Source organism: Nocardia sp. NBC_00416, from assembly GCF_036032445.1.
Lineage (GTDB): Bacteria > Actinomycetota > Actinomycetes > Mycobacteriales > Mycobacteriaceae > Nocardia.
Map to the genome: position 1 here is coordinate 6,779,948 of NZ_CP107932.1, position 26,901 is coordinate 6,806,848.

Here is a 26,901-nt window from a genome sequence, read left to right on the forward strand (position 1 = left end):
AGCCCCACCGATGGCCGACAACGACGAGCTTCGCCGGTATCTCAAGAAGACCGCCAAAGAGCTCTACGACACCAAACAGCAACTGCGCGAGGTCACCGACCGGTCGCGGGAACCGATCGCTATCGTCGGGATGGCCTGCCGGTACCCGGGTGGGGTCACCTCACCCGACGATCTGTGGCGGGTCGTGGCCGAGGGGGTGGACGCGGTCGGGGACTACCCGACGGACCGGGGCTGGGATCTGGATCGGCTGTTCGATGCCGACCCGGACGTGCCGGGCACGATCTACACGCGCCAGGGTGGTTTCGTCGACGACGCCGCCGGTTTCGACGCGGGCTTCTTCGGGATCAGCCCGCGTGAGGCCGCCACCATGGACCCGCAGCAACGGTTGATGCTCGAGGCGTCGTGGGAGGCGCTGGAGGCGGCCGGAATCGATCCGGTATCGCTGCGCGACAGCGATACCAGTGTGTTCGCCGGCGTCGCGCACCAGGACTACGGGCCCCGGGTCGGCTCGGCGCAGATCACAGCCGAGACCGAGGGCCACGTCTACCTGGGTGTGTCCAACAGCGTGCTGTCGGGCCGGGTCGCCTACACCCTCGGTTTCAAGGGACCGGCGATCTCGGTGGACACGGCATGCTCGTCCTCGCTGGTCGCCCTGCATCTGGCCTGCCAGGCGCTGCGGCAGGGTGAGACCGCGCTGGCACTGGCCGGCGGGGTCACGGTGATGTCGGATCCGTCGTTGCTGATCGCGTTCGCGCGTCAGCGCGCGCTCTCGCCCGACGGCCGGTGCCGGGCGTTCGCGGCCGGGGCCGAGGGGACCGGTTTCGCCGAGGGGCTGGGTGTCCTTGTACTCGAGCGCTTGTCGGACGCACAGCGGCTGGGCCACCCGGTCCTGGCGGTGGTGCGCGGTAGCGCGATCAATCAGGACGGCGCGAGCAACGGGCTGACCGCGCCCAACGGTCTGTCGCAGGAGGCGGTCATCCGCCAGGCGCTGGTCAACGCCGGTGTGCATCCCGCGGAGGTCGACGCGGTCGAAGCACACGGGACGGGTACGAAACTCGGTGACCCGATCGAGGCGCGGGCGCTGATCGGCGTGTACGGTGCGCGGCCGGTGGAGACCCCGTTGTGGCTGGGTTCGCTCAAGTCCAATATCGGCCACACCTCGGCCGGCGCCGGGGTCGGCGGTGTGATCAAGATGGTTCAGGCCATGCGGCACGGCATGCTGCCGAAGACGCTGCACGTGGACGAACCCAGCCCGCTGGTGGATTGGTCGGCCGGGACGGTGCGACTGCTCGAGGACAGTGCGCCGTGGCCGCGCGTGGGGCAGCGACCACGGCGGGCGGGTGTGTCCTCGTTCGGGGTCAGCGGCACCAACGCGCACGTCGTTCTGGAGGAGGCGCCGGAGCCCGGTGAGACTACGGTCGCCGGGTCTGTCGAGGGGGCATCACTGCCGGCTTCGACGGAGATCGGGGAGCGGGTCGGCAGCGAGTACGTTCCGTTGCTGGTGTCGGCCGGTTCCGAGGCGGCGTTGCGGGCCCAGGCCGACCGGTTGCGCGGCCTGCTGAATCCGGATGCGGGCGTGGATGTCCGGGATATCGCGTACTCGCTGTGCACGACCCGGGCACACCTGGAGTGGCGGGCGGCTGTGGTGGGCCGGGATCACGCCGAACTGGCGGCGGGGCTGGCTGCCCTGGCCGAAGGTGCGCCGGGCGCGAGCGTGGTGTCGGGGCAGGTGGGTTCGGGCGGTACTGCCTTCATGTTCACCGGTCAGGGTGCGCAGCGCGCGGGCATGGGCGCCGGGTTGTACGCCGGGTTCCCGGTGTTCGCGGCGGCGCTGGACGAAGTGTGCGCGGTCTTCGACCCATTGCTGGGCAGGTCGCTGCGCGAGCTGATGTTCCGGGCCGATGCGGGCGAGCTGCTGGATCGCACCGAGTTCACCCAACCGGCGTTGTTCGCGTTCGAGGTGGCGCTGTACCGGTTGGCCGAGTCGTTCGGGCTCGCCCCGGACATCCTGGTGGGTCATTCCATCGGTGAGCTGGTCGCGGCGTATGTGGCGGGCGTGTGGTCCCTGTCCGACGCGTGCGCGCTGGTCGCGGCGCGGGGCCGGCTGATGGGTGCGTTGCCGGCGGGTGGGGCGATGCTGGCCGTGGCGATCACCGAGACCGAGGCGGGCGAGTTGCTGTCCGGGTACTCGGACAGGTTGTCGGTGGCGGCGGTCAACGGCCCTGCGTCGGTGGTGCTCTCCGGTGATGCGGACGCGGTGGGCGAAGTCGAGCGTGAACTACGCGAACGTGGCGCCAAGACCACCCGGTTGCGGGTGAGCCATGCCTTCCATTCGGCCCGGATGGATCCGATGCTGGCCGAATTCGGGGCGATCGCGGCCGGTCTGAGCTACCGGGCGCCGTCGATCCCGATCGTGTCCGATGTGACGGGTGCGGTGGTGGACGGGTCGGTGCTGACCGATCCGGAGTACTGGGTGCGTCAGGTACGGGCGGGCGTGCGTTTCGCTCCGGGGATCGAGGCCGCGACCGGTGCGGGTGTGCGCCGGTTCGTCGAAATCGGTCCGGCCGCGGTGCTCTCGGCGGCGACGCGTGACTGTCTGGCCGCCGACCCCGAGATCGAGGCGCGTTCGGTGGTGCTCGCGGCCGGTCGGCGCGGTGTCGACGAGACGGCGCAGTTCGTCACCTTTCTCGGTAGTGCGCATGCCGCCGGGTTGCGGGCGGACTGGGGCCGGTTGTTCGCCGGCCACGCGCCCCGCCGGGTTCCGTTGCCGACCTACGCCTTCCAGCGGCAGCGGTATTGGCTGACGCCCACCGACGGATCGGGTGACGTGCGCCGAGCCGGTCTGCTGGCTGTCGACCACCCCATGCTGGGCGCGGCCGTCGCACTCGCCGGCCGGGACGAGTGGCTGTTCACCGGCCGGCTCTCACTGGCAGCGCAGGCGTGGATCGCCGATCACGTGGTCTTCGGCTCGGTGCTGCTGCCCGGGACGGGTTTCGTGGAACTGGCGCTGGCGGCCGGTGCCCGGCTGGGCATGGAGGTACTCGACGAGCTGGTCCTCGAGGCGCCGTTGCCGCTGAGCGAACGCGGCGAGGTCGATATCCAGATCAGCGTGGAAGCGGCCGGTACCGACGGGCGGCGCCGATTCCTGGTGGCCTCCCGCCCGGCGGACGATCCGGCCGCCGCCGCGATCACCCACGCCCGAGGTGTCTTCGCGCCCGGCGCGGCCGCCGACGTACTGCCCACCGGCCGGTTCGACGGCCCGCTGGCCGAGGGCGACGCGGCCGCGGCGGACGTGCTCTACGACCGATTGCTCACCCAGGGGTTCGAGTACGGGCCGGCGTTCCAGGGTGTGCGGCGCACCGCGCGGGGCGAGGACGAGGTGCTGGCCGATGTGCTGTTACCGGCTGCGCTGAGCGCGGACGCCCCCGGTTTCGGTCTGCATCCGGCACTGCTGGACGCGGCGCTGCACGCGGCCGGCGATGTTCTGGCCGCCGAGGTACGAGCCGGGCAGATCCCACTGCCCTTCTCGTTCAACGGTGTACGGCTGTACCGTCCGGGCGCGGCGGCCGTGCAGGCCCGGATCCGGGCCGACGGTGCCGGCAGCGTCCGGGTCGAGCTCCGGGACGCCGCCGGTGATCCGGTGGCCCTGATCGAATCGCTGTTGACGCGCCCGATCGACCGCGCAGCGTTGACGAGCGCGACCTCCATCGCCCGCGACGCGCGTTACGAAATCCGCTGGATTCCAGCGGATACACCGGAACCCGGATCGGCGGGTGAGCTTCGGCTCGTCGCGGTGGGCCGGCCACACGCGACCGGTTTCGCCGAGACCCAGCCGGATACGGCCGCCTGGGCGCAGTCCGTGGCCGCCGAATCCGTGACCGTGGAGGCGAGCGGCCCCGCCGCCGTCGTGGTGTGGTTCGCCGACCCGCACACCGAATCCCCGGACACGGCGGCCGCCGACGCGGTGCACCGGGCGGTGCACACGGCACTGGCGACCGTGCGCGGCTGGCTGGATCAGCCGGTGGCAGCAGAGTCCCGGCTGGTCGTCGTGACCCGAAACGGGGCCGGGTTACCCGGCGAGGATCCCGACCTGGCCGCCGCGGCGATCCGGGGGCTGGTGCGCAGCGCGCAGTCGGAGAACCCGGGCCGGATCGTGCTCGTGGACAGCGATACCGCCGAGGTGACCGGTGCGCTGGTCTCGGCGGTGCTGGACACCGGCGAATCGCAACTGGCGGTGCGGGCCGGCTCCCTGCTGGTGCCCCGGCTGACCCGGCTCGGCACCGGCGCGGACACGGCCCTCTCCTTCGGTACCGGCGCGGTGCTGATCACCGGTGGCACCAGTGGGCTCGGTGCGCTGGTGGCACGGCACCTGGCCACGACCCACGGTGTCCGTGATCTGGTGCTGGTGTCCCGGCGCGGTGAACGTGGCGAGGGCGTCGGCGAACTCGTCGCCGAACTGGCCGAGCTGGGGGCCCGGCCCAGGGTGGTGGCCTGCGATATCGCCGACCGCGACGCCGTACGGGCCATGCTCGGCACATTCGCCGGCGGGCCCCCGTTGACCGGTATCGTGCACGCCGCGGGCGTCCTGGACGACGGCACGATCGACACTCTCACCCCAGGGCAGGTCGATCAGGTGCTCGCACCGAAGGTCGACGGAGCACTGAATCTGCACGAGCTCACCGCCGGCGCCGATCTCGCCGCATTCGTGATGTTCTCCTCGGTCGCGGGGATGCTCGGGTCGGCGGGTCAGGGTAATTACGCGGCCGCGAACTCGGTACTGGACGCCTTGGCGCACCGGCGGATACACGCCGGCCTGCCCGCGGTCTCCGTGGCATGGGGACCCTGGAATCAGGACAGCGGCATGACCGCCGAACTGGCCGCGGCGGCAGTCGATCGGATCGCACGGCTGGGTTTCCGGCCGCTGGCCGAAGCCGACGGTGTGGCGTTGCTCGACCTGGCCGGCGGTCCGGCGTTCCTCGCCGCGGTGGACTTCGACAGTGCGGCGTTGTCGATCCAGTCCCGTGCCGGTGTGCTGCCCGACCTGCTGCGAACACTGGCCCCGACCCCGCCGCAGCGCCGCGTCGGGGGCGGCGGCGAGAGTGCGGACCTGCTCCGGCGGCTGGCCGCCGCCACACCGGACACACACGAGGAAATCCTGGTGGGTTTCGTCCGCGATCAGGTAGCCGAAGTGCTCGGCCACCCCTCCGGTGCGTCGATCGACCCCGAAAAGCCTTTCAGCGAACTGGGTTTCGACTCCCTCGGCGGGGTCGATTTCCGGAACCGGCTGAGCAAGGCCACCGGCCTGCGACTGCCCTCGATCCTGATTTTCGACTACCCGACCGTCACGGCAACCGCTCGGTTCCTGCGTTCCCGGATCGAGGGTGGGACCGCCCGACCCCGCCGGACCGAACGCCGTACCGAGGCCGACGAACCGATCGCGATCGTCGGGATGGCCTGCCGGTATCCGGGCGGGGTGTCCTCGGCGGACGAACTGTGGGATCTGGTGAGCGCCGGTACCGACGCCATCGGTGAGTTCCCGGCCGACCGCGGCTGGGACCTGGACGGTCTGATCCATCCGGACCCGGACCACGCGGGCACCTCGTACTCGGGCCGGGGCGGCTTCCTCGACGATGTGACCGGTTTCGACGCCGCGTTCTTCGATATCGCGCCGCGGGAAGCGGTGGCGATGGATCCGCAACAGCGGTTGCTGCTGGAGGTGTCCTGGGAAGCACTCGAGCACGCCGGGATCGACCCGGCCTCGTTGCGGGGTTCCGATTCCAGCGTCTACACCGGCGTGATGTACCAGGACTACGAGGTGCTCGCCCGGCGCGCCGGCGCGGACGCCGAAGGCTACATCGGCACCGGTGGCGCGGGCAGTGTGGTGTCCGGCCGGGTGGCTTACACGCTGGGCCTGGAAGGCCCCGCGCTCACAGTGGATACGGCGTGTTCGTCGTCGCTGGTGGCGCTGCATCTGGCAGGCCGGGCGTTGCGGCAGGGTGAGACGTCACTGGCGCTGGTCGGCGGTGCCACGGTGATGGCGACGCCGCTGCCGTTCGTGGAATTCTCCCGGCAGCGCGGCCTGGCCCGGGACGGGCGGTGCAAACCGTTCTCGGCCGCGGCCGACGGCGTGTCCTGGGGTGAGGGCGCCGCTGTGCTGGTGGTGGAACGATTGTCGGACGCCCGGCGGCTGGGGCACGATGTGCTGGCGGTGGTCCGGGGCAGCGCCGTCAACCAGGACGGGGCGAGCAACGGGTTGACCGCACCGAACGGGCCCTCGCAGGAGCGGGTGATCACCGCCGCGCTGGCCGACGCCGGTCTGCGCCCCGGCGACGTGGACGCGGTGGAGGCCCACGGCACCGGCACCGCGCTGGGCGACCCGATCGAGGCGCACGCGCTGATGGCCGTGTACGGGCAGGACCGGTCGCGGGACCCGCTGCGGGTGGGGTCGCTCAAATCCAATATCGGCCACACCCAGGCCGCGTCCGGCGTCGGTGGCGTCATAAAAATGGTGCAGGCGTTACGACACGAGACCTTGCCGAAGTCGTTGCACGCCGAAGAACTGTCCCCCCATGTCGATTGGTCGGCCGGGGCGGTGCGCGTGCTCACCGCGCCCGAACCGTGGTCGGCAGGTGCGGCCGTCCGCCGCGCGGGAGTGTCCTCGTTCGGTATCAGCGGAACCAACGCCCACGTGATCCTGGAGGAGGCGCCGCAGCCGTCACCCGCGCCGCCGACCGCGGCCGGCGGTGAGCCGGTCCCGGCCGCCGAGATGCCGCTGGTCGTTTCGGCGAAATCGGTGCCCGCGCTCCGCGCTCAGGCGGACCGGATACGGGCGTGGTGGACCGCGCATCCCGAGGTGGACGCCGCGACGCTGGGGCGGTCGTTGCTGGACACCCGGACCTCGTTCGATCGGCGCGGTGTCGTGGTCGGCGGTGATCGGGAGGGATTGCTGGCCGGGTTGGCCGCGCTCGCCTCCGATACCCCGTCGCCGACTGTGGTGAACGGCCGGACGACCCCGGGTACCACCGCTTTCCTGTTCACCGGTGGCGGTGCGCAACGAGTGGGTATGGGCGCCGAGTTGTCGCGGGCGTTCCCGGTGTTCGCCGCCGCGCTGGACGAATTGTGCGCGGAGTTCGATCGGCACCTGGACGGCTCGTTGCGCACCGCGATGTTCACCGATCCGGACGGCCTGCTCGACCGGATGGATTGGATGCAGCCGGCATTGTTCGCCTTCGAGGTGGCGATGTTCCGGCTGCTGGAGTCGTTCGGCGTGCAGCCCGATGTGGTGGCGGGGCATTCGCTGGGCGAGCTGGTGGCAGCGTATGTGGCCGGGGTGTGGACGCTGGCGGACGCGTGCGTGCTGGTCGCGGCGCGGGGTCGGTTGATGGGGTCCGCGCCGTCGGGCGGCGCGATGCTGGCGGCGGCCGTCTCGGAGGCGGAGGCGGACCGGTACCTGGACGGCGCCGATGATCGGGTCTCGCTGGGAACGGTGAACGGTCCCCGTTCGGTGGTGTTCTCCGGTTTCGCCGACGCTGTCGCCGAGATCCAGGCGCGGTTGACGGCCGACGGTGTGCAGAACACTGTGCTGCGGATTTCGCATGCGTCGCATTCGGTGGTGATGGAACCGATTCTGGACGAGTTCCGCGCGGTGGCCCGGAGTTTGACCTATCGGGCGCCGTCGATCCCGCTTGTGTCCAATGTGTCGGCCACCCGGGTCGCCGACGAAGTGTGCGACCCGGACTACTGGGTGCGGCATGTGCGCAGTTGTGTGCGGTTCGCACCCGGGGTGGACCTGCTGATCGAATCGGGGGTGCGCAGGTTCGTCGAGGTCGGTCCCGACGCCGCACTGACCGCGATGATCGAGGAGAGCCTGGACGAGCGCCCGGAGATCGCGGCGGCAGCCACGGTGGTGGCGTCCGCGCGGCGATCGACAGACGAGATCGCCGGTTTCGTCGCCGCGCTGGGCCGCGCGCACACGGCGGGAATACCGGTGCGCCTGCGCCGACTGTTCGACGGGCGTCCGGTCGAGCGGGTAACCCTGCCCGCCTACGCTTTCCAGCACCAACGGTACTGGCTGGCGCCGAGGGTGGACGCGGCCACCGGCTCGCTCGGTCATCCACTGCTCACCACCGGGTTGCCGCTCGCGGGCCGGGACGAATGGCAGTTCACCGGCCGCTTCTCGCTGCGGACCCATCCGTGGATCGCCGATCACGCGGTCTTCGGTTCGGTACTGCTGCCCGGGACGGCGTTCGTGGAACTGGCGTGCAGTGTCGGTGCGCACCTGCACCTGGACACCGTCGAGGAACTCCTGCTCGAGTCGCCATTGTCGATCGCCGCCGGCGACGATATCGAAGTGCAGATCGGTGTCGGCCGGCCGGACGAAGAAGGTCGCCGGGAATTCACGGTCTACTCCCGTCTGTCCGCGGGCGGGGACACCGCCGAGGAGAACCCCTGGGCGACACATGCGCGCGGGGTCCTGGCCCTCGGTGACGAGTCCGCGCCGAACTGGAACGAGCAGAGTTGGCCGCCCGCCGGAGCACAGCCATCGGCGGAGGAGTCGATCTACGACCGGCTGGCGGAGGCGGGTTTCGACTACGGGCCGGCCTTCCAGGGCGTGACCGCCCGGTGGACCCGCGGCGAGCACACCTTCGCCGAGATCTCGCTCGACGACACCGCGGTCGGTCCGATGACCGGTTTCGGTGTCCATCCCGCGCTGCTGGACGCCTGCCTGCACACAGCCATCACCGGGTTGCTCGATGATCTGCCGCCCGGGCGGCTGCCGTTGCCGTACACCTTCACCGGTGTGCGGCTGTGGCGCTCCGGCGCGCGGGCGGCGCGGGTGCGCGCCGTCGCCGTCGGCGACGGCCGGGTCGGCATCGACGTCGCCGACGACTCCGGTGCGGTGGTGCTCACCATCGACGCCGTGGCCTCCCGGCCCGTCGACGCGGCCGATCTGTCCGCCGCTGTCGCTTCCCGGCCCGCGCCCGTGCTGGACCTGCGCTGGGTCGAAGCGGAACTCCCGCAGCCGACGTTTCCGGACGCACGGGAGATCGCGACCGTGGGCACGGTCCGTATCCCCGGTATCGACCGGCATCACCCCGAACTGGCCGGTACCGAGCGGGTTCCGGAGGTGGTGGTGTGGGCACCGGCACCGGATCCGCTCGTCGCCGACGATCCGGACACCGGCGTCGGGCGGACGCGATCAGCGGGAGACCGCGCCGCAATCGTCCGGGCGGCAGTGCATGCCGCCTGGCACACGGTCCGGTCCTGGCTGGCCGTGGACCTTCCCGACGCGGCCCGCCTCGTCGTCGCCACCCGGCGGGCGACCGGCATCGACGGCGAGCCGGTGGATCTGGCGGCCGCCGCGGCGGCGGGACTGGTCCGCAGCGCGCAATCCGAGCACCCGGGCCGGATCATCCTGCTGGACTACGACGACGAGCTGAGTCCCGACCTGGTGCGCACCGCGCTGGTGGCCGGCGCGGCCGATATAGCGGTGCGCGGATCGCGAATGTTCGTACCCCGGGTGGTCCAGGGCGCCGCCGCTGCCCCGGCACCGGTGCCGGGCGGGGCGTTCGGGACCGGCACGGTGCTGATCACCGGCGGTACCACCGGCCTGGGCGCGGTCACGGCCCGGCATCTGGTCGCCGCGCACGGTGTCGAACACCTGCTGCTGGTATCACGTCGTGGTGCGGCGGCAGCGGGCGTCGCGGACCTGGTCTCGGAGTTGTCGGGGCTGGGTGCGCGGGTGCGGGTCGCCGCCTGCGACGTCACCGACCACACCGGTATGGCGTCGCTACTGGACTCGATCGATCCCGCGCATCCCTTGACGGGGGTGATCCACTCGGCGGGCCTGCTCGACGACGGCACGATCGAAACGCTGACCGCCGAACAGATCGACCGGGTACTGGCGCCGAAGGTCCAGGGCGCGCTGCTCCTCGACGAGCTCACCCGCGGATACGACCTCCGGGCCTTCGTCGTCTTCTCGTCGCTGGCCGCCGCGATGGGCTCACCCGGGCAGGGCAATTACGCCGCCGCGAACTCGGTGCTCGATGCGCTGGCCCGGGTCCGGCGTGCCGAGGGTCTGCCCGCGGTGTCGGTGGCCTGGGGTCCCTGGACTCCGGATATCGGGATGACCGGCGAACTCGACCGGTCGGCCGTGGCACGGTTGGAGCGGATGGGCATCGAGGTGCTCGGCGCGGATGTCGGGACGGCGTTGTTCGATGCTGCGCTGCCGGCCGCCGCGCCGGTGGTCGTGGGCGCCCGGTTCGACCGGCCCACCCTGGCCGCGCAATCCCGGGCGGGGCTGCTGGCCGAGGTGCTCAGTGGTCTCGTGCCCGCGCGTCCACGCCGGGCCGGCGGTGGTGCGGCCGGTGCCGGACTGGTCCGGCGGCTGGCCGCCGCCGCCGAAGACGAGCGGGAGGCGCTGGCACTCGAATTCGTCCGGGAGCAGGCGGCGGCGGTGCTGGGCTACCCGTCGGCGGCTGCGGTCGAGCCGGATACGCCGTTCAAGAGCCTGGGATTCGATTCGCTGGGCGGTGTCGAACTGCGCAACCGGTTGTCCGAGGGGTCCGGTATGCGGTTGCCCGCCACCTTGGTATTCGACCATCCGACCGCCGCGGCGGTCGCGAAACTGCTCCTGCAGCGGTGGGAGGACACCGCGGTGACCTCGGCGGTCGACGATCAGCTGGCGGCGTTGCGCTCGATGTTCACCACCATCCGGTCGGCGCAGGACAAGCAGCGTTTGGCGGCCCGGATCCGGGCGCTGCTCGACGAGGCGACCATCGAGCCGGAACTGTCGCCGCCCCCTGCCCACACGGTGGTGGCGGATGCCAGCGCCGATGAGCTCTTCGCGTTGCTCGATCGAGAGCTGATGGATTGACGTCCGCCCCGGCCTGAGGGCCGGGGGCGGGCCCACACAGCTCAGTGGCCGCGATATCCCGGTCGGCGAAGTCGCCGACCGGGATATCGCCGCGGCGGATCGCTCAGATCGCGACCGCCGCGTTCAGAGTTCGGCTGCCAGTTGGGTGCCTTGTTCGATCGCCCGTTTGGCGTCCAGCTCCTTGGCTTCGTCGGCGCCGCCGATGACATGGCACCGCATCCCACGGTCGCTGAGCGGATCCACCAGTTCGCGTACTGATTCCTGACCGGCGCAGATCACGACAGTGTCGACCTCGAGCACGCGCCGGCCTTCGTGATCGGGCCCGAAACTGATGTGCAGGCCCCGGTCGTCGATCAGCTCGTAGTTCACCCCGGCGATCTGCTCGACCCCCCTGGCCTCGAGTGCGGTGCGGTGGATCCAGCCCGTGGTCTTGCCCAGCGTGGTTCCGAACGGACCGGGTTTGCGTTTCAGCAGCGTCACGTCGCGAACCGCCGGCGACCAGGTGCGTGTGGTCAGCTGGCCCGGCGCCTGCTCGTCGTGGGTGACCCCCCACTCCCGCTGCCATTCGGCCAGGTCGAGCGCGCTGCTGCCCGCCACGGTGAGGAGTTCGCCGACGTCGAATCCGATTCCGCCCGCGCCGATCACGGCCACCCGTCGCCCGGCGGTGCGTTCGCCGCGGATCAGCTCCGGGTAGGAGAGCACCATCGGGTGGTCGATACCGGCGATATCGGGGACGCGGGGGCGTACCCCGGTGGCCACCACCACCTCGTCCCAGTCGCCTTCGGCGAGTTGTCCGGCCGTGACCTCGGTGTTCAATCGCAACGACACACCGAGGACTTCCAGTTTGCGCCGGAAGTACCGGATCGACTCGTCGAACTCCTCTTTGCCGGGAATACGCCGGGCCAGGTCGAACTGACCGCCGATTCGGTCCGCCGCCTCGAACAGCTCCACCCGGTGCCCTCGTTCGGCCGCGCCGATCGCGGCCGACAACCCGGCCGGTCCGGCCCCGATCACCGCGACCTTCTTGGCCTGCCGGGTGGGCAGCAGCTGGAGGAGGGTCTCCCGGCCGGCGCGCGGATTCAGCAGGCACGACACCAGCTCTCCGGTGAAAGTGTGGTCCAGGCAGGCCTGGTTGCAGGCGATGCAGGTGTTGATCTCGTCGACCCGGGATTCGGCCGCTTTTCGCACCCACTCCGGGTCGGCGAGCATCGGGCGCGCCAGCGCGACGAGATCGGCGTCACCACGCTCGAGGATCGCTTCGGCGACGTCGGGCATATTGATCCGATTCGCCGCGCACACCGGAATACTCACCTGTTGTTTGATCTTCGCGGTGTATCCGACGAAAGCTGCCCGCGGCACGGAAGTGGCGATCGTGGGTACCCGGGATTCGTGCCAGCCGATATCGGTGTTGATGATATCCACTCCCGCCGCTTCCAGCTCGCGAGCCAGGGCGATGATCTCCTCGAAGGTCTGTCCGTCCTCCATGAAGTCGGCCAGCGACATGCGGAACATGATCAGGAATTCGTCACCCAGCGCGGCGCGGGTCCGGGCGACGATCTCCACCGGGAATCGGCGGCGATCGGCCGGCGTGCTGCCCCAGCGGTCAGTGCGTTTGTTGGTCAGGGGGGCGAGGAATTGATTGATGAGGAATCCCTCGCCGCCGATCAGCTCGATACCGTCGTACCCGGCCGATTTCGCCAGCCGGGCGCAGTGCACATGGGCATCGATGGTCGATTCGACCTCGGCGTCGGATAATTCCCGCGGTTCGAAGGCGCTGAACGGCGAGGCGACCACCGACGGTGCGACATTGTTCGGGGTGTTCGAATCACGTCCCGTGTGCAGGATCTGCATCGCGATCTTCGCGCCCGCCTCGTGGACGGCGCCGGTGATGACGCGATGCCGCACGGCATCGGCCTCGGTGAGCATCGAGCACGAGAACGGTGAGATCAGCGCTTCCCGATTGGGTGCGTACCCACCGGTGACGATGAGACCTACGCCGCCGCGTGCGCGTTCGGCGAAGAAGGCGGCCAGCCGGTCGGTATGCCAGGGCCGGTCTTCGAGGCCGGTGTGCATCGAACCCATCACCACGCGATTGCGCAGTGTGATATGCCGCAGCTGGAGCGGCGACAGCAAATGCGGGAACGTGGAGCTCATGAAGTGAACCTACTGACCGGTCTTTTATGCCGCAACGGATGGCCGACGGTTTCCGTGCCGATACCGACCGCACGGCCCGCCCCGTCGGTGGCGAAGAATCCCACGACGCGCGTCGACATGGCCGGCGGTCGGGGAGTCCGTGGCCGGACCGGAACACGATGAGGAGTGAGACATCCATCCCGTTGTGCAAAGCGGCACTGCATGCCCTGCGCTGAGGGAGTCAGCTCACTGCTGACGCTGTGACCTGGAGTGGGTCGTCCCGGTGGCACAACGAGTGCGTGGCTCCACCGACGCAGCCGGTCCGTTCGACTTTCCCGTTGTGCGAAGTGGCATTTTATGTCCTCCGCGGCAGGCCAATAGCGTCGGATCCATGGAGTGGAATTTTCGATCGGCCGAAGAACTCGCAGCTGCCTTGCGTGCCGGTGCGGTGACCTCGGTGGAACTGACCGACGAGGCGATCGCCCGTATCGAGCGGGACGACGAGGCGATCAACGCGATCTGTGTGCCGGACTTCGACAATGCGCGGGCCGCCGCGCGCGCTGCCGACCAGGCGCGCGCCCGCGGCGAGGACCGGCCGCTGCTCGGCATCCCGGTGACGGTCAAGGAGTCCTACGATATCGCCGGGCTGCCCACGACCTGGGGCATACCGCAGCACGCGGACTACGTGCCGGCCGAGGACGCGGTACAGGTGTCGCGGTTGAAGGCCGCCGGCGCGGTGCTGCTCGGGAAGACCAATGTGCCGTTGATGCTGCGAGATATCCAGAGCTTCAACGAGATCTACGGCACCACCAACAATCCGTGGGATCACACCCGCACGTCGGGTGGGTCGTCCGGCGGTTCGGCGGCGGCCCTGGCGTCCGGATTCGGCGCGCTGTCCATCGGCTCCGACCTCGCCGGTTCGCTGCGCACGCCCGCGCATTTCTGCGGTGTCTACGCGCACAAGCCGACACTCGGGCTGGCGCCGACCCGCGGCATGGTCGCGCCGCCCGCGCCGGCCTTTCCGGTCGACCTCGACCTCGCCGTCGCCGGCCCGATGGCGCGCACCGCCCGCGACCTCGCGCTGCTGCTCGACGTGATGGCCGGACCGGACCCGCTGACCCACGGCGTCGCCTATGACGTCGCACTGCCGCCCGCGCGCCACGAGCGGCTGGCGGACTTCCGTGTCCTGATCATCGAGGACCATCCGCTCATTCCGACCGGATCGGCGGTGCGGGCGGGCGTGAACCGGGTGGCCGCGGCCCTCGTCGACGAGGGCGCCCGCGTCGAACGGCACAGTCCGCTGCTGCCCGATCTCACCGAAGCGGCGACGCTCTACATGCTGCTGATGCTGTCGAACGCCGCCGCGGGTCTTCCCGTCGGCGTGTACGAACAGCTGCGGATCCACGCCGCCGCCCTGAGCGTGGACGACCGGAGTCTCGACGCGGCGCGGTTGCGCGGCATGGTGCTCGGCCACCGCGAATGGGTCGAGGCGAACAACCGTCGCGAAGTCCACCGTCACGGTTGGCGGCAGCTCTTCGCCGAGTTCGATGCCGTGGTGTGCCCGATCACGCCCACTCCCGCCTTCCCACACGACCACAACGGAGGTCTGGAGGACCGGCGCATCGATATCGACGGCGTCGAGTACCCGTACTTCGACCAGCTCGTCCTGGCCGGTGTGGCCACCATGCCCGGCCTGCCCGCCACCGCCATCCCGGCGGGCCGGTCGCCGGAGGGGCTGCCGGTGGGAGTGCAGCTCATCGGTCCGATGTTCGAGGACCGCACCCCGCTGCGGCTGGCCGAACTGCTCGAGCGGAAGATCGGCGGCTTCCAGGCGCCGTAGCCGCCCTCGGGGTTCTCGGTCTGCGAAGTGCCTCGGCGCTCTACGTTCCGGCCGGGTCGGTTCCCACGGCTGGTCAGTTGATATCGCAGGCGGCGGGTCGCCGCTCGGTACCGTGCTCGGGTGCACGATACGAGACCGATGACCGAGGGTGGAGTTCGCGCCGGGAACAAGCGGGCCGCGCGGGGATGGCTGCGAAAAGCCGGGGTGGTCGCTGCGACGGTATTGCTGATGGCGGGGGTCGGCGGGGCGGTGGCCGGTGCGGCGCCGATCGGGGCTTCGGTACCCCGGGTTTCGGCCCGCGGGTTCGAAGAGCTCGTCGTCCCGTCGGGCATGGGCCCCATCGAAGTCCAGGTGCAGTGGGCGGCCCGGGGCGGCCGTTCGGCGCTCTACCTGCTCGACGGTCTCCGCGCCCCCTTCGATCACAATCAGTGGACCACCGATACCGACGTGTTGCGGCGGTTCGCCGGCGATAACGTCACACTGGTGTTTCCGGTCGGCGGACACTCCAGTTTCTACGCCGACTGGTACCGGCCGAGCAGTACCAACGGCCAGGTCACCGCATACAAGTGGGAGACCTTCCTCACCGAGGAGCTGCCCGCCTTCCTGGCGGAATACGGGGTTTCGCGTACCGACAACGCCGTCGTCGGCGCTTCCATGGGTGGTGGTGCCGCCCTGTCATTGGCCGCACACCACCGCGACCAGTTCCAGTTCGCCGGATCCTTCTCCGGATTCGTGAATCCGACCTTCCCGCTGTGGAACGAGGCGGTCCGCGCCGCGATGTGGGACGAGGGCCGGTTCAATGTGGACGATATGTGGGGCCCGGCAGGTAACCCGGCCTGGAGTCGCAACGATCCGACGGTGCAGGCCGAACTGCTGCGCGGCCTGCCCATGTATGTCTCGGCCGGCAACGGTGTGCCCGGTGTTCTCGACGTGCCGTACGGGGTCGGCAACACTGTGAACGCGATGGGTCTGGAGGCGATGGCCACGGCGGCGGCGCGCATCTTCGGCGATCGAGTCGCGTCGCTGGGCATCCCGGCTCGGGTCGACATCGTCGACGGCACCCACACCTGGCCGTACTGGGACCGGGCGATCGCTACCGCCCGACCGATGATTCTCGACGCGCTGGGCGTGCGCTGACCATGGCCGTCGATCGATCCGTTCGCCGGCGCCACGACCGCGCAGTGCCACCGGCTGTCACCGGGGAACGCCTACCCGAGCCGACGCCGTGACCTACCGACTCAGCTGTGCAGGGTGGGCCGGTAGACGAGTTCTTGGATGTTGCCGTCGAGGGTTCGGCTCTCGATCAGCTCGAGGTCGAAGTCGGCCGCACCCTCGAAGATCGGGTCCAGGCCGGTCTTCCCGGTGATCACCGGGAAGAGCGTCACCTGGACGCGGTCGACCAGGCCGGCGGCCATCAGCGCCCGGTTCATCGACAGGCTGCCGTGCGAGCGCAGCGGTATGGCGGAGTCATTCTTCAGCTGGGCGACCACGTCGACGGCGTTACCGCTCACAACGGTCGCGTCCGGCCAGTCGAGTGGTCCTTGCAGCGTGGTCGACACCACCGTTGCCGGCAGGTTCCGCATCCGGGTGACCCAGGGGTCGCGCACCTCGGACTCCTCGGTGCTCGAAGCCAGCATCTGCGCGAACAACCGATACGTGTTCGCCCCCAGAACCATCCGCTGCTCCTCGTCGTAGGAAGCGAGGCGGTGGGCGAGCAGTTCGGGGCCCTGTTTACCCCAGTACCCGGTCCAGTCGCCGCCGGCGGCGCCGTAGCCGTCGAGGCTGGAAAAAACGTCGAACGTGTAGGTCGCGGTCACGATGCTCTCCTCGAGTCGGTCGATCCGGGTCTGTGGATTGAGACCGATGGCCGCGGCGAAACTCATCGCCGATGGACTCGGCCGGCCGCGTACCGTCACGGGCTGCGCGGTGGATGCCGCGCTGGGACACGGAGGGAACTCGCTATGAGCGACAAATACGACGCGAACCGGGATCGAGTCCTGCGGGTGGCCGCCGAGTTGTTCGCGAAGTCCGGCTACCACGGCACCGGCATCGCCGACCTGGGGACCGCGGTGGGCCTGGGCCGCGGTGCGCTGTACCACTACATCGGCAGCAAGGAGGCGATCCTCTACGAGATCAGCTGCCGCCGCCTCACCCAGCTGAACTCGATCGCGGACGAATCGGCGCTCACCGAAGCCGATCCCGAAATCCGGCTGCGCGGACTCGCGCGGGCGCTGATGCGCGATATCGCCGGGCACCGCGCCGAATGGACAGTCTTCTTCCGCGAACACCACGCGCTGACCGGCGAGCGGCGCGACCGGGTGATCGCCGAACGCGAACGCTTCGAATCCCATTGGCGACACGCCTTGGAGCAGGGCGTCCGCGACGGCCGATTCCGAGCGCTGCCCCGGCTGATGGCCAAAGGGCTGCTCGGTATGTTCAATTACAGCTATGTGTGGATGAATCCCGGGGACAGGGAAACGCCCGACGAGATCGCCGACGCGTTTCTCGACACCGTGATCACCGGTATGCGATCCGGCGAACACGCCTGACCCATGTGTCGTGTACACGCCTCCGGTGGTGCATCCCCGGTCAGTGAGGTCGATCGTCCCTAGGATCCGGGGGTGGAGTACGAAACCTGGTTCCAGGGGAACGTCCGAGTGATGCCGGCCGACCCGGCACTGCCCGCCGGCTACGACAATCTCGAGATCATCGTCGATGGGCCGGTTATCGCTCACGTGGCAGCCGCGGGCAGTGGCCGACCTGAATGCGGCACTGACGCTCGTGTGCTCACCGAGGGTTCTCCGTGGTCGCGCCCGGTTCCGGATCGGTGGCGGCGATGCCCGGAATGCGTTGCCCTTCACCCACTCTGAACGCTGCCGCCGAACTCGGTTCACGCGCCCTACAGTTGGATGCAGACCGATTTGGTCTCCAAGTACAGCTCCAGCGCCGCGGCGCCCTGCTCGCGACCCCAGCCCGACTGCTTGTAACCGCCGAACGGCAGTCCGGACGAGAACACGTTGTAGCAGTTGACCCACACCGTGCCCGCTTTCATCCGCGCGGCCACCTCGTGCGCGGCGCTCACGTCACGCGTCCACACCCCGGCGGCGAGCCCGTAGGTGCTGTCGTTGGCCAGCTCGGCGAGTTCGGCGGTGTCACCGAAGGACTGCACGGTCACCACCGGCCCGAAGATCTCGTTGTGGACGATGTCGGAGTTCTGCGCGACGTCGCCGAGAACGGTCGGTGAGTAGTAGAACCCGGGCCCGTCGATGGGCCCGCCGCCGGTGAGGGCTTCGGCCCCCGCGCGCACGCCTTCGTCGACCATGGTCGAGACCCGGTGCAACTGTTCGGTGGATACCAGCGGTCCGAGATCGGTGGTGTCCTGGAGCGGATCCCCGATCCGCAGTGTTTCGGCCGCCTCGGCCATCCCTTTCGCCACTTCGGCGACAACGCTGTCATGGGCGTAGACACGAGACCCCGCGCTGCACACCTCGCCTTTGTTGAAGAAGATTCCGGTGGCGGCGCCCGCGATCGCCGCGTCGAGGTCCGCGTCGGCCAGGATCACGTTCGGTGATTTGCCGCCGAGCTCCAGCGAGACCTTCTTCAGGTTGCCCTGCGCGGCGGCGAGGATTTCCCGGCCCACCTCGGTCGACCCGGTGAAGGCGACCTTGTCGACACCCGGATGCCTCGCGATGGCCGCTCCCGCGGTCTCGCCGTAGCCGGGAACGATATTGACGACACCGTCCGGAAAGCCCACCTCGCAGATCAGTTCGCCGAGGCGCAATGCGGTCAGCGGGGTCTGCTCGGCGGGTTTGAGCACGACGGTGCATCCGGCGGCCAGGGCCGGCGCGATCTTCCATGCGGCCATGTTGATGGGAAAGTTCCACGGAATGATCTGTCCGACGACGCCTACCGGCTCCTTCTTCGTATAGGCATGGAACCGTGCCGTGGGGTCGTACGGAACCGAGAGGTCCAGGCTGTCACCCGTGATCTTGTCGGTCCACCCGGCCATATAACGGAGCTGGCCGATCGCCAGGGGTAGATCGCCCGTCAGCGCGGCGATCCGGGGTTTGCCCTGATCGAGCGATTCCAGTTCCGCGAACTCTTCGATATTCGCCTCGAGGAGATCGGCGAGTCGCCATATCAGCGTGCTGCGTTGCGCCGGCAGCAGCCGGGACCAGGGGCCGCCGAGGGCACGCCGCGCGGCGGCGACCGCCGAATCTATGTCGGCGGCTTCGGCGGCGGCGACGGTGGCGAGTGTCTCGCCGGTGCTGGGATCGACAGTGTCGAGGGTGGCGCCGCTGACGCTGCCGACCCATTCACCGCCGATGAGGAGCGGGCCGACACGTCCGAGAAACGCGGAGACGTCGCGGCGCAGGGTCCGGGTGGTCGTCGAACGGTCCAGGGTGCTGCTCATCGTCCGCACGTCTCCTCGAAGCTGATGATCCCGCGAATATTTTTGCCGTCCAACATGTCCCGATAGCCCTGGTTGATCTCATCGAGGGTGTAGGTCCTGGTGACGAGCTCGTTCAGCTTCAGCTCACCGTCCATGTACAGATTCAGCAGGCGCGGAATATCGATTCGCGGGTTGGCGGAGCCGAACAGACCGCCGCGGATCTCCTTCTCGTAGCAGATCAGTGTGAACAGATCCAGATCGACCTTCAGCTGATCGCCGGGGGCCACGGAGGTCACGACGAGGACTCCTCGCTTGCCGACCAGTCGCAGCGCCGGTTCCACCAGCGTTCCTTCGGCGACGCTGGTCGTCAGAATCGCGCGGTGCGCCAGGGTGCCCCGCGTGAGTTCCGTGATCAGCTCGAGCGCCTCGTCCATACTCGCGGCCACATGGGTCGCCCCGAACTCCTTGGCACGCTCCCTCTTGTAGGGCACGGTGTCGATGGCGACGATATCCCTGGCTCCGGCGAGGCGGGCGCCCTGTACCGCGTTCATCCCGATTCCGCCGACCCCGATCACCGCGACGGTGTCACCCGGCTGGGTACCGGCGGTATGAAACGCCGAACCCCACCCGGTGGTCACCCCGCATCCCACGAGCGCCGCGCGGTCGAGCGGGACATCATCGCGAATCTTGATGACATTGTCCTGATGGACCACGACATAGGGAGAGAAGGTGCCGAGCAGGCACATCGTTCCCACCCCCCGGCCTCGTGCGTGCACCCGATATGTGCTGTCGGACAACGCGTATCCATCGAACATGTGTGCGCCCAGGTCGCACAGATGGGACCGTCCGCTCACGCACGAATAGCAGCGGCCGCAGGAGGGAATGAACGCCAGGACGACGTGATCTCCGGGTGTGAGGCCGCGAACGGCCGAACCGACCTCCTCGATGATGCCGGCGCCTTCGTGGCCGCCGACCAGGGGATCGAGGTCGATGTAGACACCCGCGTCTATGTGATCGTCGGAATGGCAGAGTCCGGAGGCCGCGAGTGCGACCCGGACCTCGTCGGGGCGGGGGTCGCCCAGTTCGATATCTTCCACCGACCAGCCCTTACGGGCGCCGGGTTCCCAGCAGATCGCAGCTCGAGTCCTCATGTGTGTACTCCTGTTTTCCTGCTTTCACCTTCGATTTCACCCGTGGGGCCGTGACGAAGAGGACTGGGTGCCCGTGTCGCCGGGCTGTGTTGCGGAGGGGCCGGCGGCCGATCACCGGGTTCGCTGCCTGAGCGGCTCGAACTGTGGCCTTCACCACAAAGTACAGCACGCCCACTCGTTGCACGCAAGGGCTGTTGTACCGATCGGTCCAATAGTGGGGCTCGGCAGTTCTCAGAGTTCATGTGCCGTAATGACGTCGATCCGCGGAAAGAATCAGACCGATTGATACAGAACAAAATGGGCGCCGCCGACCCGATGCGGGCCGATCTTCGGCACGATGCGGCAGCGCGGATACCGTTGCCGCCCAGCGGAAGACATCCGGAGTCCGGTCAGCGCGGCGAACCCGGTGCGGACCGTGTTTCTGCGGGCGACGAGCGCGGCGACGGCGTCGTGAGCGTCGGCGGCGACCCGGTGGAACAGTTCCCCCGTCAGACCAGTTTGAAGATCACCTGTCGCTGGACCACGAAGTTGACGGTGGTGGCGACACCCTGCGCGACCACATAGGCGAGCAGCACCCAGACCGTTCCGGGGGGCAGTTGACTGTGCAGAAAGGTGCTGATGCCGACCTGGACGACGAACATCGTCGCGTAGAGGGCGGCCACCGCCAGGAATCGCTTACGGCTGGGCGGTGCCGGAAAGGTCCACCGGCGGTTGATCAGATAGGCCGTTGCCGTTCCGGCGATGAAGCTGATCGTCTTCGCGACGACGAACGGCAATCCCATGTGCAGGAACAACAACAGCAGCCCGAAATCCACGATGCCCGCGACTCCGCCGGAGAGCGCGAAGCGGATGAGTTGCGCGCCCAGTGTCATCCGCGGCGGTCCGGCGTCATCCGCGACCGCGGCTTCCGGCGCCGCCGGGTACTCGTTCAAGTCGGGCCCTGGTCCGCTCATCACCGGTATCCCACCTCAGTGGTCCACCAGAGCGGGCGCGGTGAGGTCGCTCGGGAACACGAAACGCCGATAGGCCCAGAACCGAAACCCCATCGCCAACAGCACACCGACGATCTGACCGCTGATGAAGTTCGCCATCGCCTGCGTCGCCGGGCTCACCTCCGGCACCCGGATGCCCAGGAGATACAGGGAGATCGCCTGCGGTACAAGGGTTACCCCGATACCGATCGCGCTGATGCCGAAGAAGAGAGCGGCTTCGTGCGGCCGCTGTCGCCCACCCCGGGTACGAAACGACCACTCGCGGCTGAGAATGTAGGACACAATGGTCGCGAACAGTACGCCGATCGCGCGGGCGGTCAGGGGTTTGTCGCTCAGCACCGTGAACTTCAGTGCGTACACGATCCCGGTATCGATGAACCAGGTGATCGCGCCCACGACGGCGAACTTCAGCAGCTCGCGGTTCTGGATCAACTGGGAACGGTACGGTTCGGGGATTCGGTCGAGCGCAGATTGGACTACGGACACTTCGCCCACTATAGGTGGTGTCCGGGTGGGATCGGTGCTCACAAGGCAGTCCAAAGTCATTTCAGCAGGTGGGGGTGGAGTACGTTGTGTCATCGGAGTCGCGGCGTGCTGTGCGGACGAAGGCGGGACGCCGCGCGCCGTGCGCAGCCAGCGTCCCACCGTCGTCATCTCAACTCGTACCCGTGCTCAGCGGATCAGTTCCAGAGCAGAGTCGGTTCCCAATTCTCACCGCTGATAGCTCGTGTCCGCTGACGAAATGACCCCAGCGGGGAAAATTCTGGACGTTGGTATGTATCGCCGTCGCGGCCGAGCGGCTGAAAGTCACGTCCGGACGACTGTTCTTCTGATTGCATGTGCTGTATATCCTTACTGCTTCGAATTATTCGGCTGCGGTGCACCCGGAACCGATGGAAGACTCCGAGCTGTTCGTTATTTTGTGTAGGTTGTGGCCTCCTGACATGGTTCCGGTACGAAATCCGGGTGACAGCGCATGGCAGGGGTGTGGAACCGCTACGGGACGGACAGCACGACTTCGTACTTGTCGGTGGTCGCGGATTCCCCGACCATCCGGCCCTCCGCCTCGATCCATGCGTGGGCTCTGAACGGCTCGACGCAGACGCCGGTGCACCATCTCGGCCAAGTGCCGCGAACCCGGCACAGCAGAGCCGCGGCGATGGAACGCGGAAGGCACCCCTCGCCTGCGCAGACCATACTGATCGAGATCACCGTTTCTCTCGCTGCCGCGGCCTCGCCGATCGTTGCCGGGCGCGCCCCAAGCCGAAGAATCCGGAACAACTGTGTGATCCGCAGCGGTGGAAGATGGGCTATCGAGCGACCCGCGCCGACGGCGAACAGGCCGGCGGACCACTCCGTCAGGGATAATTTCCGGGGACTCGGCAGCGGAACCGGAGTTGTCATGAGACGAGCTCGATCAGCTTGGAGTCCAGTAGGCCGTCCAGGAGCGCCGAAACATCTTCGCGAGCGGTTTCCTCGTCCACCCGGTGCACAGAGCCCAGCGCCGCGGAGACTTCGATGAGTGTGTTACCGGCGAAAAACAGTTCGAGTACCGACGACGCGGTCTCGTTCAGCTGCCAGTAGTGACCCGATCTCTTGTCGAGCAATATCGAATTGGTCTTCGACTTCGACATCACCACGTGCCGTCGCAGACCCACTCGGCAGTTGGTATTCCGGAGTTTTCGTTTCAGTTCACGTTTTGTAGCCATACTTCAGTCGCCAAACTCTCGTTCAACATTGTCGGGTGCGCATCGGGATCCAGCTGGTTGAGCATTTTGTTCTTCAGCTCATGGGGCTCGACGAGTCCCAGTTCGGCCAGTTTGGATTCGTCCACCATCGATACGAGCTGGGCTCGGGATTCTCTCATCCCGGCGTACACTTCCGCGGCCACGTCGGCCTTGGTGGATCGCTGCAGGACATCGTTGGGAACCTTGTCCTGCATCGCGCGCACCATGAGCGGTTTGAATCGCCACGGATCGCTTTTCTCGTGCAGTCTCACCCGGAGTGCTCGTCCCACCACCTGGTCGTCGAGAAAGGGAAATGACACAGGAAGTCCGTGCACCGAGATGGCCTGGCCCGTTGTCCGGGTGACGAGACCCGAGACGACGACGCCGTCCAATGCGCCGTGTTGCCCGCGATCGCCGATGAACGGCTGGATGTCGCGCGCGCGACTTTCCAGGAATTCCCGCACCACCCGTCGCGTCTTTCCGGTGGCCCATGGTGGCAGCCGGAACGGTGCGCCCCATTCGCCGAGTGTTCGAACCGGTAGCGGAGTGTCCAGCAGCGCGGCTTGTCGGGAGATCCAGCTTCCGTACGAGCGGCCGTCACTCAAGATGGACATCATGGCCGACCACTTCATCGACGGATTGCGGGCCATGAATGCCCGCAGATGATGGATTCCCGTCAACGGTTTCTGCCGGATGGTCGTGTGCAGGTATATCGACGGTGATTGCAGTACCTCGTCACCGCCGGAACCGCTCAGGTGGTGACGTGACCCCATCGCCAGCATTTCTGTGGCGTAAGCCGACATCCTCGCTCTGTTGCGATATCCCGAGTCGGGTTCATCGAGTCCGGCGCCGTCACGGATATTGTGATAGGGCAGTGGCACACTCTGCGGGTCGTATATCACCCGTGTGCAGTCGGCCATATGCCGGGCGGCCCGATCCGCGTAGTACCCGTCGTCGTTCGCGGAATCGAGTCCGATCTGAGTTACCAGAACAGGGTCCACTCCGGTGTGGCGGGCCAGGAAACACAGTGGGGTCGAGTCGAGCCCGCCCGACATATCAGCGCTCAGTTCCCCGGTCGCGTATCGACCGGTTCGAGCGGCGACCGCTCGCTGGAGCGCCGCGCCGAAATCTTCGGCTCCGTCCTCGAGCGAATACTCGGGTTCGGGGCAACTCCACCACGTCCGAGTCCGGATCGGGCCTCGCGGATCGAGCACCGCATGCTGATCCGTCGCGACAGCATGGATGCCGGCCCAGGGCGAACCCGATCGGACGATATCGGGCATGGGCGGGTACAGCAGCCGGCAGGCGATCCACGTCTCGTCGAGTGGTGCACCCGTGAGCGATGCCAACATATCGCTTCTGCTGGCAACGGCCCTGATCCGGCCGGTCGTACGGAAGACGCGCCGGAGACCGGAAATCGTTCCTTGTACTCGTGTGCTGTCCCCGATGCGTGCGATGGTGTGGAAGCTGCCGGGAACTTCGTCGGAGACTCGGTCGAAGTCGTCCAGTCGCCGCGTGCGGGATGCGAGCTTCTCCAGTTCGCTCACTTCGGCCGATACCGCGCCTATCAGGACGAGGCCGATGTCCCGAGCGTTGAACACTACGATCTCGTCGGGCCTCCAGAATCCGACGATCCACGGTCGTCCGGATGGATAGTTGATAGAAAGTAGATCGCCGAAAACGGATTCTATTTCGGGGAGGTATTCCTCATGATCCGGCAGGACCATGAACCATGCCTCACCGCCCTTTATCGGGGCACCTGTCGATGACAGAGCATTCTCCTCACCTGATGACGGTACGTCGGAAAAAGACGGGGAGTGCACTGCGGACTGTTATGTCATCTCACCAGCGATGTGAATCTCGAACTACTCAGTTGTTTCCCCAGGTCAAGGGCTGGGGTTCCCACCAGGTGCCGTTTATGCCTCGCGTCCGCGATCGAAAGGATCCGACCGACGTGAAAGCAGGCGGCTCATAATTGCCGGAATCGATGCTCTTATCGATCCCGCTTTTTCCAGAATCATCAGTGCTCATGGCGATACTCCTGTAGCTAGCGGATATATGCATATCCGTCCGGCGCTGGCTACCACAAGGTAATGAAGTGACTCCCACCCCTTCAATGAACTCCCCGTCCAATTCGACCGTACCCAGCTCGTCCTGGGCTGTCAATGATGGATCGTTCCAGAATTGTCCTGTATCCTGTTGCAGCGCAGTGTCATACAGCTCCGGCAGCGTACCGAGTGGTCGATACCGGTCCCGAGGGGAGTGGGCCGGAGTCGCCAGGTCTCAGCCGGATCGGGTGCGGGCCGGCCCGCACCCGATTTCGGTGGGATGAGCGAATCGGTTGGGGGGCGGCGGTTCTCATCGAAGCGACGAATCCGGAGCGAGAGCGGTAACCAGTTCTTCGGCGAGTTCCTCGTCCGCGGGGTGGTCGGTTGCCAGGAGCCGGTACCAGAGGACGCCGAACACCAAGTCGGTGACTGTACCGGGGGAGAGTCCGGCGGGCAGGTCGCCGCGGGCGGCGGCCCGCTCGAGGATCAGGCCGAGCGCATCACGCCGGCGTTGCAGGAATTCGGTGCGCCACCGTGTTCCGAATTCGGTGTCGACCTGAGCGTGCGCCATGAGTGAGCGGAGTGCGGCGGCGACGGCGTCGTCGCGGCCGAGCACGAAGGTGGCGTTCAGGAAGGCGCGCAGGTCGGTGGCGTAGCTGCCGTGATCGTCGAGCGGGACGTACAGGTCGGCCTTGGCGGCCAAGGCGTCGAGCAGGACATCGGCCTTGGACGGCCACCAGCGGTAGATCGTCTGTTTGCCGACGCCCGAGCGGGACGCGATGCCTTCGATGGTCAGGCCCGGGTAGCCGAGTTCGGCGGTGAGCTCGAAGGCTGTGGTCAGGATGGCCAGGCGGCTGTCCTCGCTGCGTTTGCGGCCGGGGCGGGCGGATGTGGGCTTGTCGTTCATGGGAACCGATGTTAGCCTAAATCGAACCGAGACGGTTCGGTTCGAAATTCAGAAAGCGGGTTATCCCTGATGAACACCCCTAACGCACTCGTCGTCGGCGGGACATCCGGTATCGGACTGGCGGCGGCCCGTCAGCTGCGGGCGCGGGGAGCGAATGTGCACATCGTCGGGCGCGGCAAGGAACGTCTCGACGCCGTCGCCGAATCGGATCCGGATCTCATCGGCCATCGGGCCGACGGCGGTGACCGCGCGGCCGTCGCCGCCGTCGCCGCGGCGATCGGCACGGTGGACTGGCTGGTGATCTCCCTGTCGGGCAGTGAAGGGATGGGGCCGATCGCCGATCTGGATCTGGACGCGCTGCGCGGCGCGTTCGACGCCAAGTTCTGGGGCCACCTCACCACCATTCAGGCGGTGCTGCCCCGGCTGGCTTCCAGCGGGTCGATCACCCTGCTCAGCGCGATCACCGCCCGGACCGCGATGCCCGGTACCGCGGGCCTGGCCGCGATCAACGGGGCGATCGAAGCGATGGTGAAACCCCTTGCCGCCGAGCTCGCCCCGATTCGCGTCAACGGCGTGTCGCCCGGCGTCGTCGATACCCCGTGGTGGAACGGACTGCCCGACGATGCCCGGCGCGAGTACTTCGCGCGGACGGCGCAGGCGCTGCCCACCCGCCGCATCGCGACCGCCGACGACGTCGCCGATATCGTCGTCACCGTCGCCACCAACCCCAATATGACCGGTACGGTCATCGAAGCCGACGGTGGTGCACGGCTGGTATCGCTCGGCTGACCCAGCCGCCGCTCCTGCGCTGCGCACGGCCCTGGCGGACTGCGC

General features: G+C 68.1%; 15 protein-coding genes and 1 pseudogene. 5 read left to right on the top strand and 11 right to left on the bottom strand.

Annotated features, from left to right (window positions below):
• Window positions 1-22: 22 nt before the first annotated feature.
• Window positions 23-10,876 (top strand): annotated as a pseudogene (locus OG804_RS29360) (SDR family NAD(P)-dependent oxidoreductase); the annotation flags it as partial.
• A 123-nt stretch (window positions 10,877-10,999) separates the two neighbouring features.
• On the opposite strand, the gene OG804_RS29365 reads toward OG804_RS29360, so the two are convergent.
• Window positions 11,000-13,030 (bottom strand): NADPH-dependent 2,4-dienoyl-CoA reductase, encoded by a 2,031-nt coding sequence (locus OG804_RS29365; protein ID WP_328391875.1) that lies wholly within the window; start codon window positions 13,028-13,030, stop codon window positions 11,000-11,002.
• 370 nt (window positions 13,031-13,400) lie between these two features.
• Here OG804_RS29365 and OG804_RS29370 point away from each other — a divergent pair, with 370 nt between their 5' ends.
• A complete protein-coding gene (locus OG804_RS29370) occupies window positions 13,401-14,849 on the top strand; it encodes an amidase (RefSeq protein ID WP_328391876.1) in 1,449 nt (482 codons plus the stop codon).
• Window positions 14,850-14,969: 120 nt separating this feature from the next.
• On the top strand, window positions 14,970-15,986 hold the full coding sequence (locus OG804_RS29375; RefSeq protein WP_442941663.1) for an alpha/beta hydrolase: 1,017 nt from the start codon (window positions 14,970-14,972) through the stop codon (window positions 15,984-15,986).
• A gap of 101 nt (window positions 15,987-16,087) precedes the next feature.
• Here OG804_RS29375 and OG804_RS29380 read toward each other — a convergent pair whose 3' ends face one another.
• The gene (locus tag OG804_RS29380) at window positions 16,088-16,666 is read right to left on the bottom strand and encodes a dihydrofolate reductase family protein (RefSeq protein ID WP_328398819.1); all 579 of its coding nucleotides are present in this window, start codon (window positions 16,664-16,666) and stop codon (window positions 16,088-16,090) included.
• A 144-nt stretch (window positions 16,667-16,810) separates the two neighbouring features.
• Between OG804_RS29380 and OG804_RS29385 the strand changes: the two genes are divergently transcribed.
• Window positions 16,811-17,398 carry a TetR/AcrR family transcriptional regulator gene (locus OG804_RS29385; RefSeq protein WP_328391877.1) on the top strand — a complete coding sequence of 196 codons (588 nt, stop codon included), beginning with the start codon at window positions 16,811-16,813 and terminating at the stop codon, window positions 17,396-17,398.
• A gap of 350 nt (window positions 17,399-17,748) precedes the next feature.
• Here OG804_RS29385 and OG804_RS29390 read toward each other — a convergent pair whose 3' ends face one another.
• The 9 genes from OG804_RS29390 to OG804_RS29420 all read right to left on the bottom strand — a co-directional run bounded on the left by OG804_RS29390 (window position 17,749) and on the right by OG804_RS29420 (window position 26,067).
• Window positions 17,749-19,263, bottom strand: coding sequence for an aldehyde dehydrogenase family protein (locus OG804_RS29390; RefSeq protein WP_328391878.1), 1,515 nt, complete (start codon window positions 19,261-19,263; stop codon window positions 17,749-17,751).
• Window positions 19,260-20,393 (bottom strand): NDMA-dependent alcohol dehydrogenase, encoded by a 1,134-nt coding sequence (locus OG804_RS29395; RefSeq protein WP_328391879.1) that lies wholly within the window; start codon window positions 20,391-20,393, stop codon window positions 19,260-19,262. The genes OG804_RS29390 and OG804_RS29395 overlap by 4 nt, the downstream gene beginning before the upstream one ends.
• A gap of 488 nt (window positions 20,394-20,881) precedes the next feature.
• Entirely contained in the window at window positions 20,882-21,346 is a 465-nt protein-coding gene (locus OG804_RS29400) for a GtrA family protein (RefSeq protein WP_442941664.1), read from the bottom strand.
• A 15-nt stretch (window positions 21,347-21,361) separates the two neighbouring features.
• Window positions 21,362-21,871 carry a GtrA family protein gene (locus tag OG804_RS29405; protein ID WP_328391880.1) on the bottom strand — a complete coding sequence of 170 codons (510 nt, stop codon included), beginning with the start codon at window positions 21,869-21,871 and terminating at the stop codon, window positions 21,362-21,364.
• Between the two features lie 510 nt (window positions 21,872-22,381).
• Window positions 22,382-22,789: a lasso peptide biosynthesis B2 protein gene (locus OG804_RS32450; protein WP_442941665.1), complete on the bottom strand. Its 408-nt coding sequence runs from the start codon at window positions 22,787-22,789 to the stop codon at window positions 22,382-22,384.
• Window positions 22,786-23,043, bottom strand: coding sequence for a lasso peptide biosynthesis PqqD family chaperone (locus tag OG804_RS29410; protein ID WP_328391881.1), 258 nt, complete (start codon window positions 23,041-23,043; stop codon window positions 22,786-22,788). The genes OG804_RS32450 and OG804_RS29410 overlap by 4 nt, the downstream gene beginning before the upstream one ends.
• 29 nt (window positions 23,044-23,072) lie before the next feature.
• A complete protein-coding gene (locus tag OG804_RS29415; protein WP_328391882.1) occupies window positions 23,073-24,713 on the bottom strand; it encodes an asparagine synthase-related protein in 1,641 nt (546 codons plus the stop codon).
• Between the two features lie 268 nt (window positions 24,714-24,981).
• Window positions 24,982-25,176 (bottom strand): lasso RiPP family leader peptide-containing protein, encoded by a 195-nt coding sequence (locus OG804_RS32455; protein WP_442941917.1) that lies wholly within the window; start codon window positions 25,174-25,176, stop codon window positions 24,982-24,984.
• A gap of 294 nt (window positions 25,177-25,470) precedes the next feature.
• Window positions 25,471-26,067, bottom strand: a complete 597-nt coding sequence (locus OG804_RS29420; RefSeq protein ID WP_328391883.1) for a TetR/AcrR family transcriptional regulator — start codon at window positions 26,065-26,067, stop codon at window positions 25,471-25,473.
• Between the two features lie 69 nt (window positions 26,068-26,136).
• Here OG804_RS29420 and OG804_RS29425 point away from each other — a divergent pair, with 69 nt between their 5' ends.
• The gene (locus OG804_RS29425) at window positions 26,137-26,856 is read left to right on the top strand and encodes an SDR family oxidoreductase (protein ID WP_328391884.1); all 720 of its coding nucleotides are present in this window, start codon (window positions 26,137-26,139) and stop codon (window positions 26,854-26,856) included.
• Window positions 26,857-26,901: the final 45 nt, after the last annotated feature.

Coding starts and splice junctions, on each gene's coding strand:
- OG804_RS29365 (WP_328391875.1), bottom strand. CDS start 13,030: ATGAGCTCCACGTTCCCGCATTTGCTGTCGCCGCTCCAGCTGCGGCAT.
- OG804_RS29370 (WP_328391876.1), top strand. CDS start 13,401: ATGGAGTGGAATTTTCGATCGGCCGAAGAACTCGCAGCTGCCTTGCGT.
- OG804_RS29385 (WP_328391877.1), top strand. CDS start 16,811: ATGAGCGACAAATACGACGCGAACCGGGATCGAGTCCTGCGGGTGGCC.
- OG804_RS29390 (WP_328391878.1), bottom strand. CDS start 19,263: ATGAGCAGCACCCTGGACCGTTCGACGACCACCCGGACCCTGCGCCGC.
- OG804_RS29395 (WP_328391879.1), bottom strand. CDS start 20,393: ATGAGGACTCGAGCTGCGATCTGCTGGGAACCCGGCGCCCGTAAGGGC.
- OG804_RS29400 (WP_442941664.1), bottom strand. CDS start 21,346: ATGAGCGGACCAGGGCCCGACTTGAACGAGTACCCGGCGGCGCCGGAA.
- OG804_RS32450 (WP_442941665.1), bottom strand. CDS start 22,789: ATGACAACTCCGGTTCCGCTGCCGAGTCCCCGGAAATTATCCCTGACG.
- OG804_RS32455 (WP_442941917.1), bottom strand. CDS start 25,176: ATGCATATATCCGCTAGCTACAGGAGTATCGCCATGAGCACTGATGAT.
- OG804_RS29420 (WP_328391883.1), bottom strand. CDS start 26,067: ATGAACGACAAGCCCACATCCGCCCGCCCCGGCCGCAAACGCAGCGAG.
- OG804_RS29425 (WP_328391884.1), top strand. CDS start 26,137: ATGAACACCCCTAACGCACTCGTCGTCGGCGGGACATCCGGTATCGGA.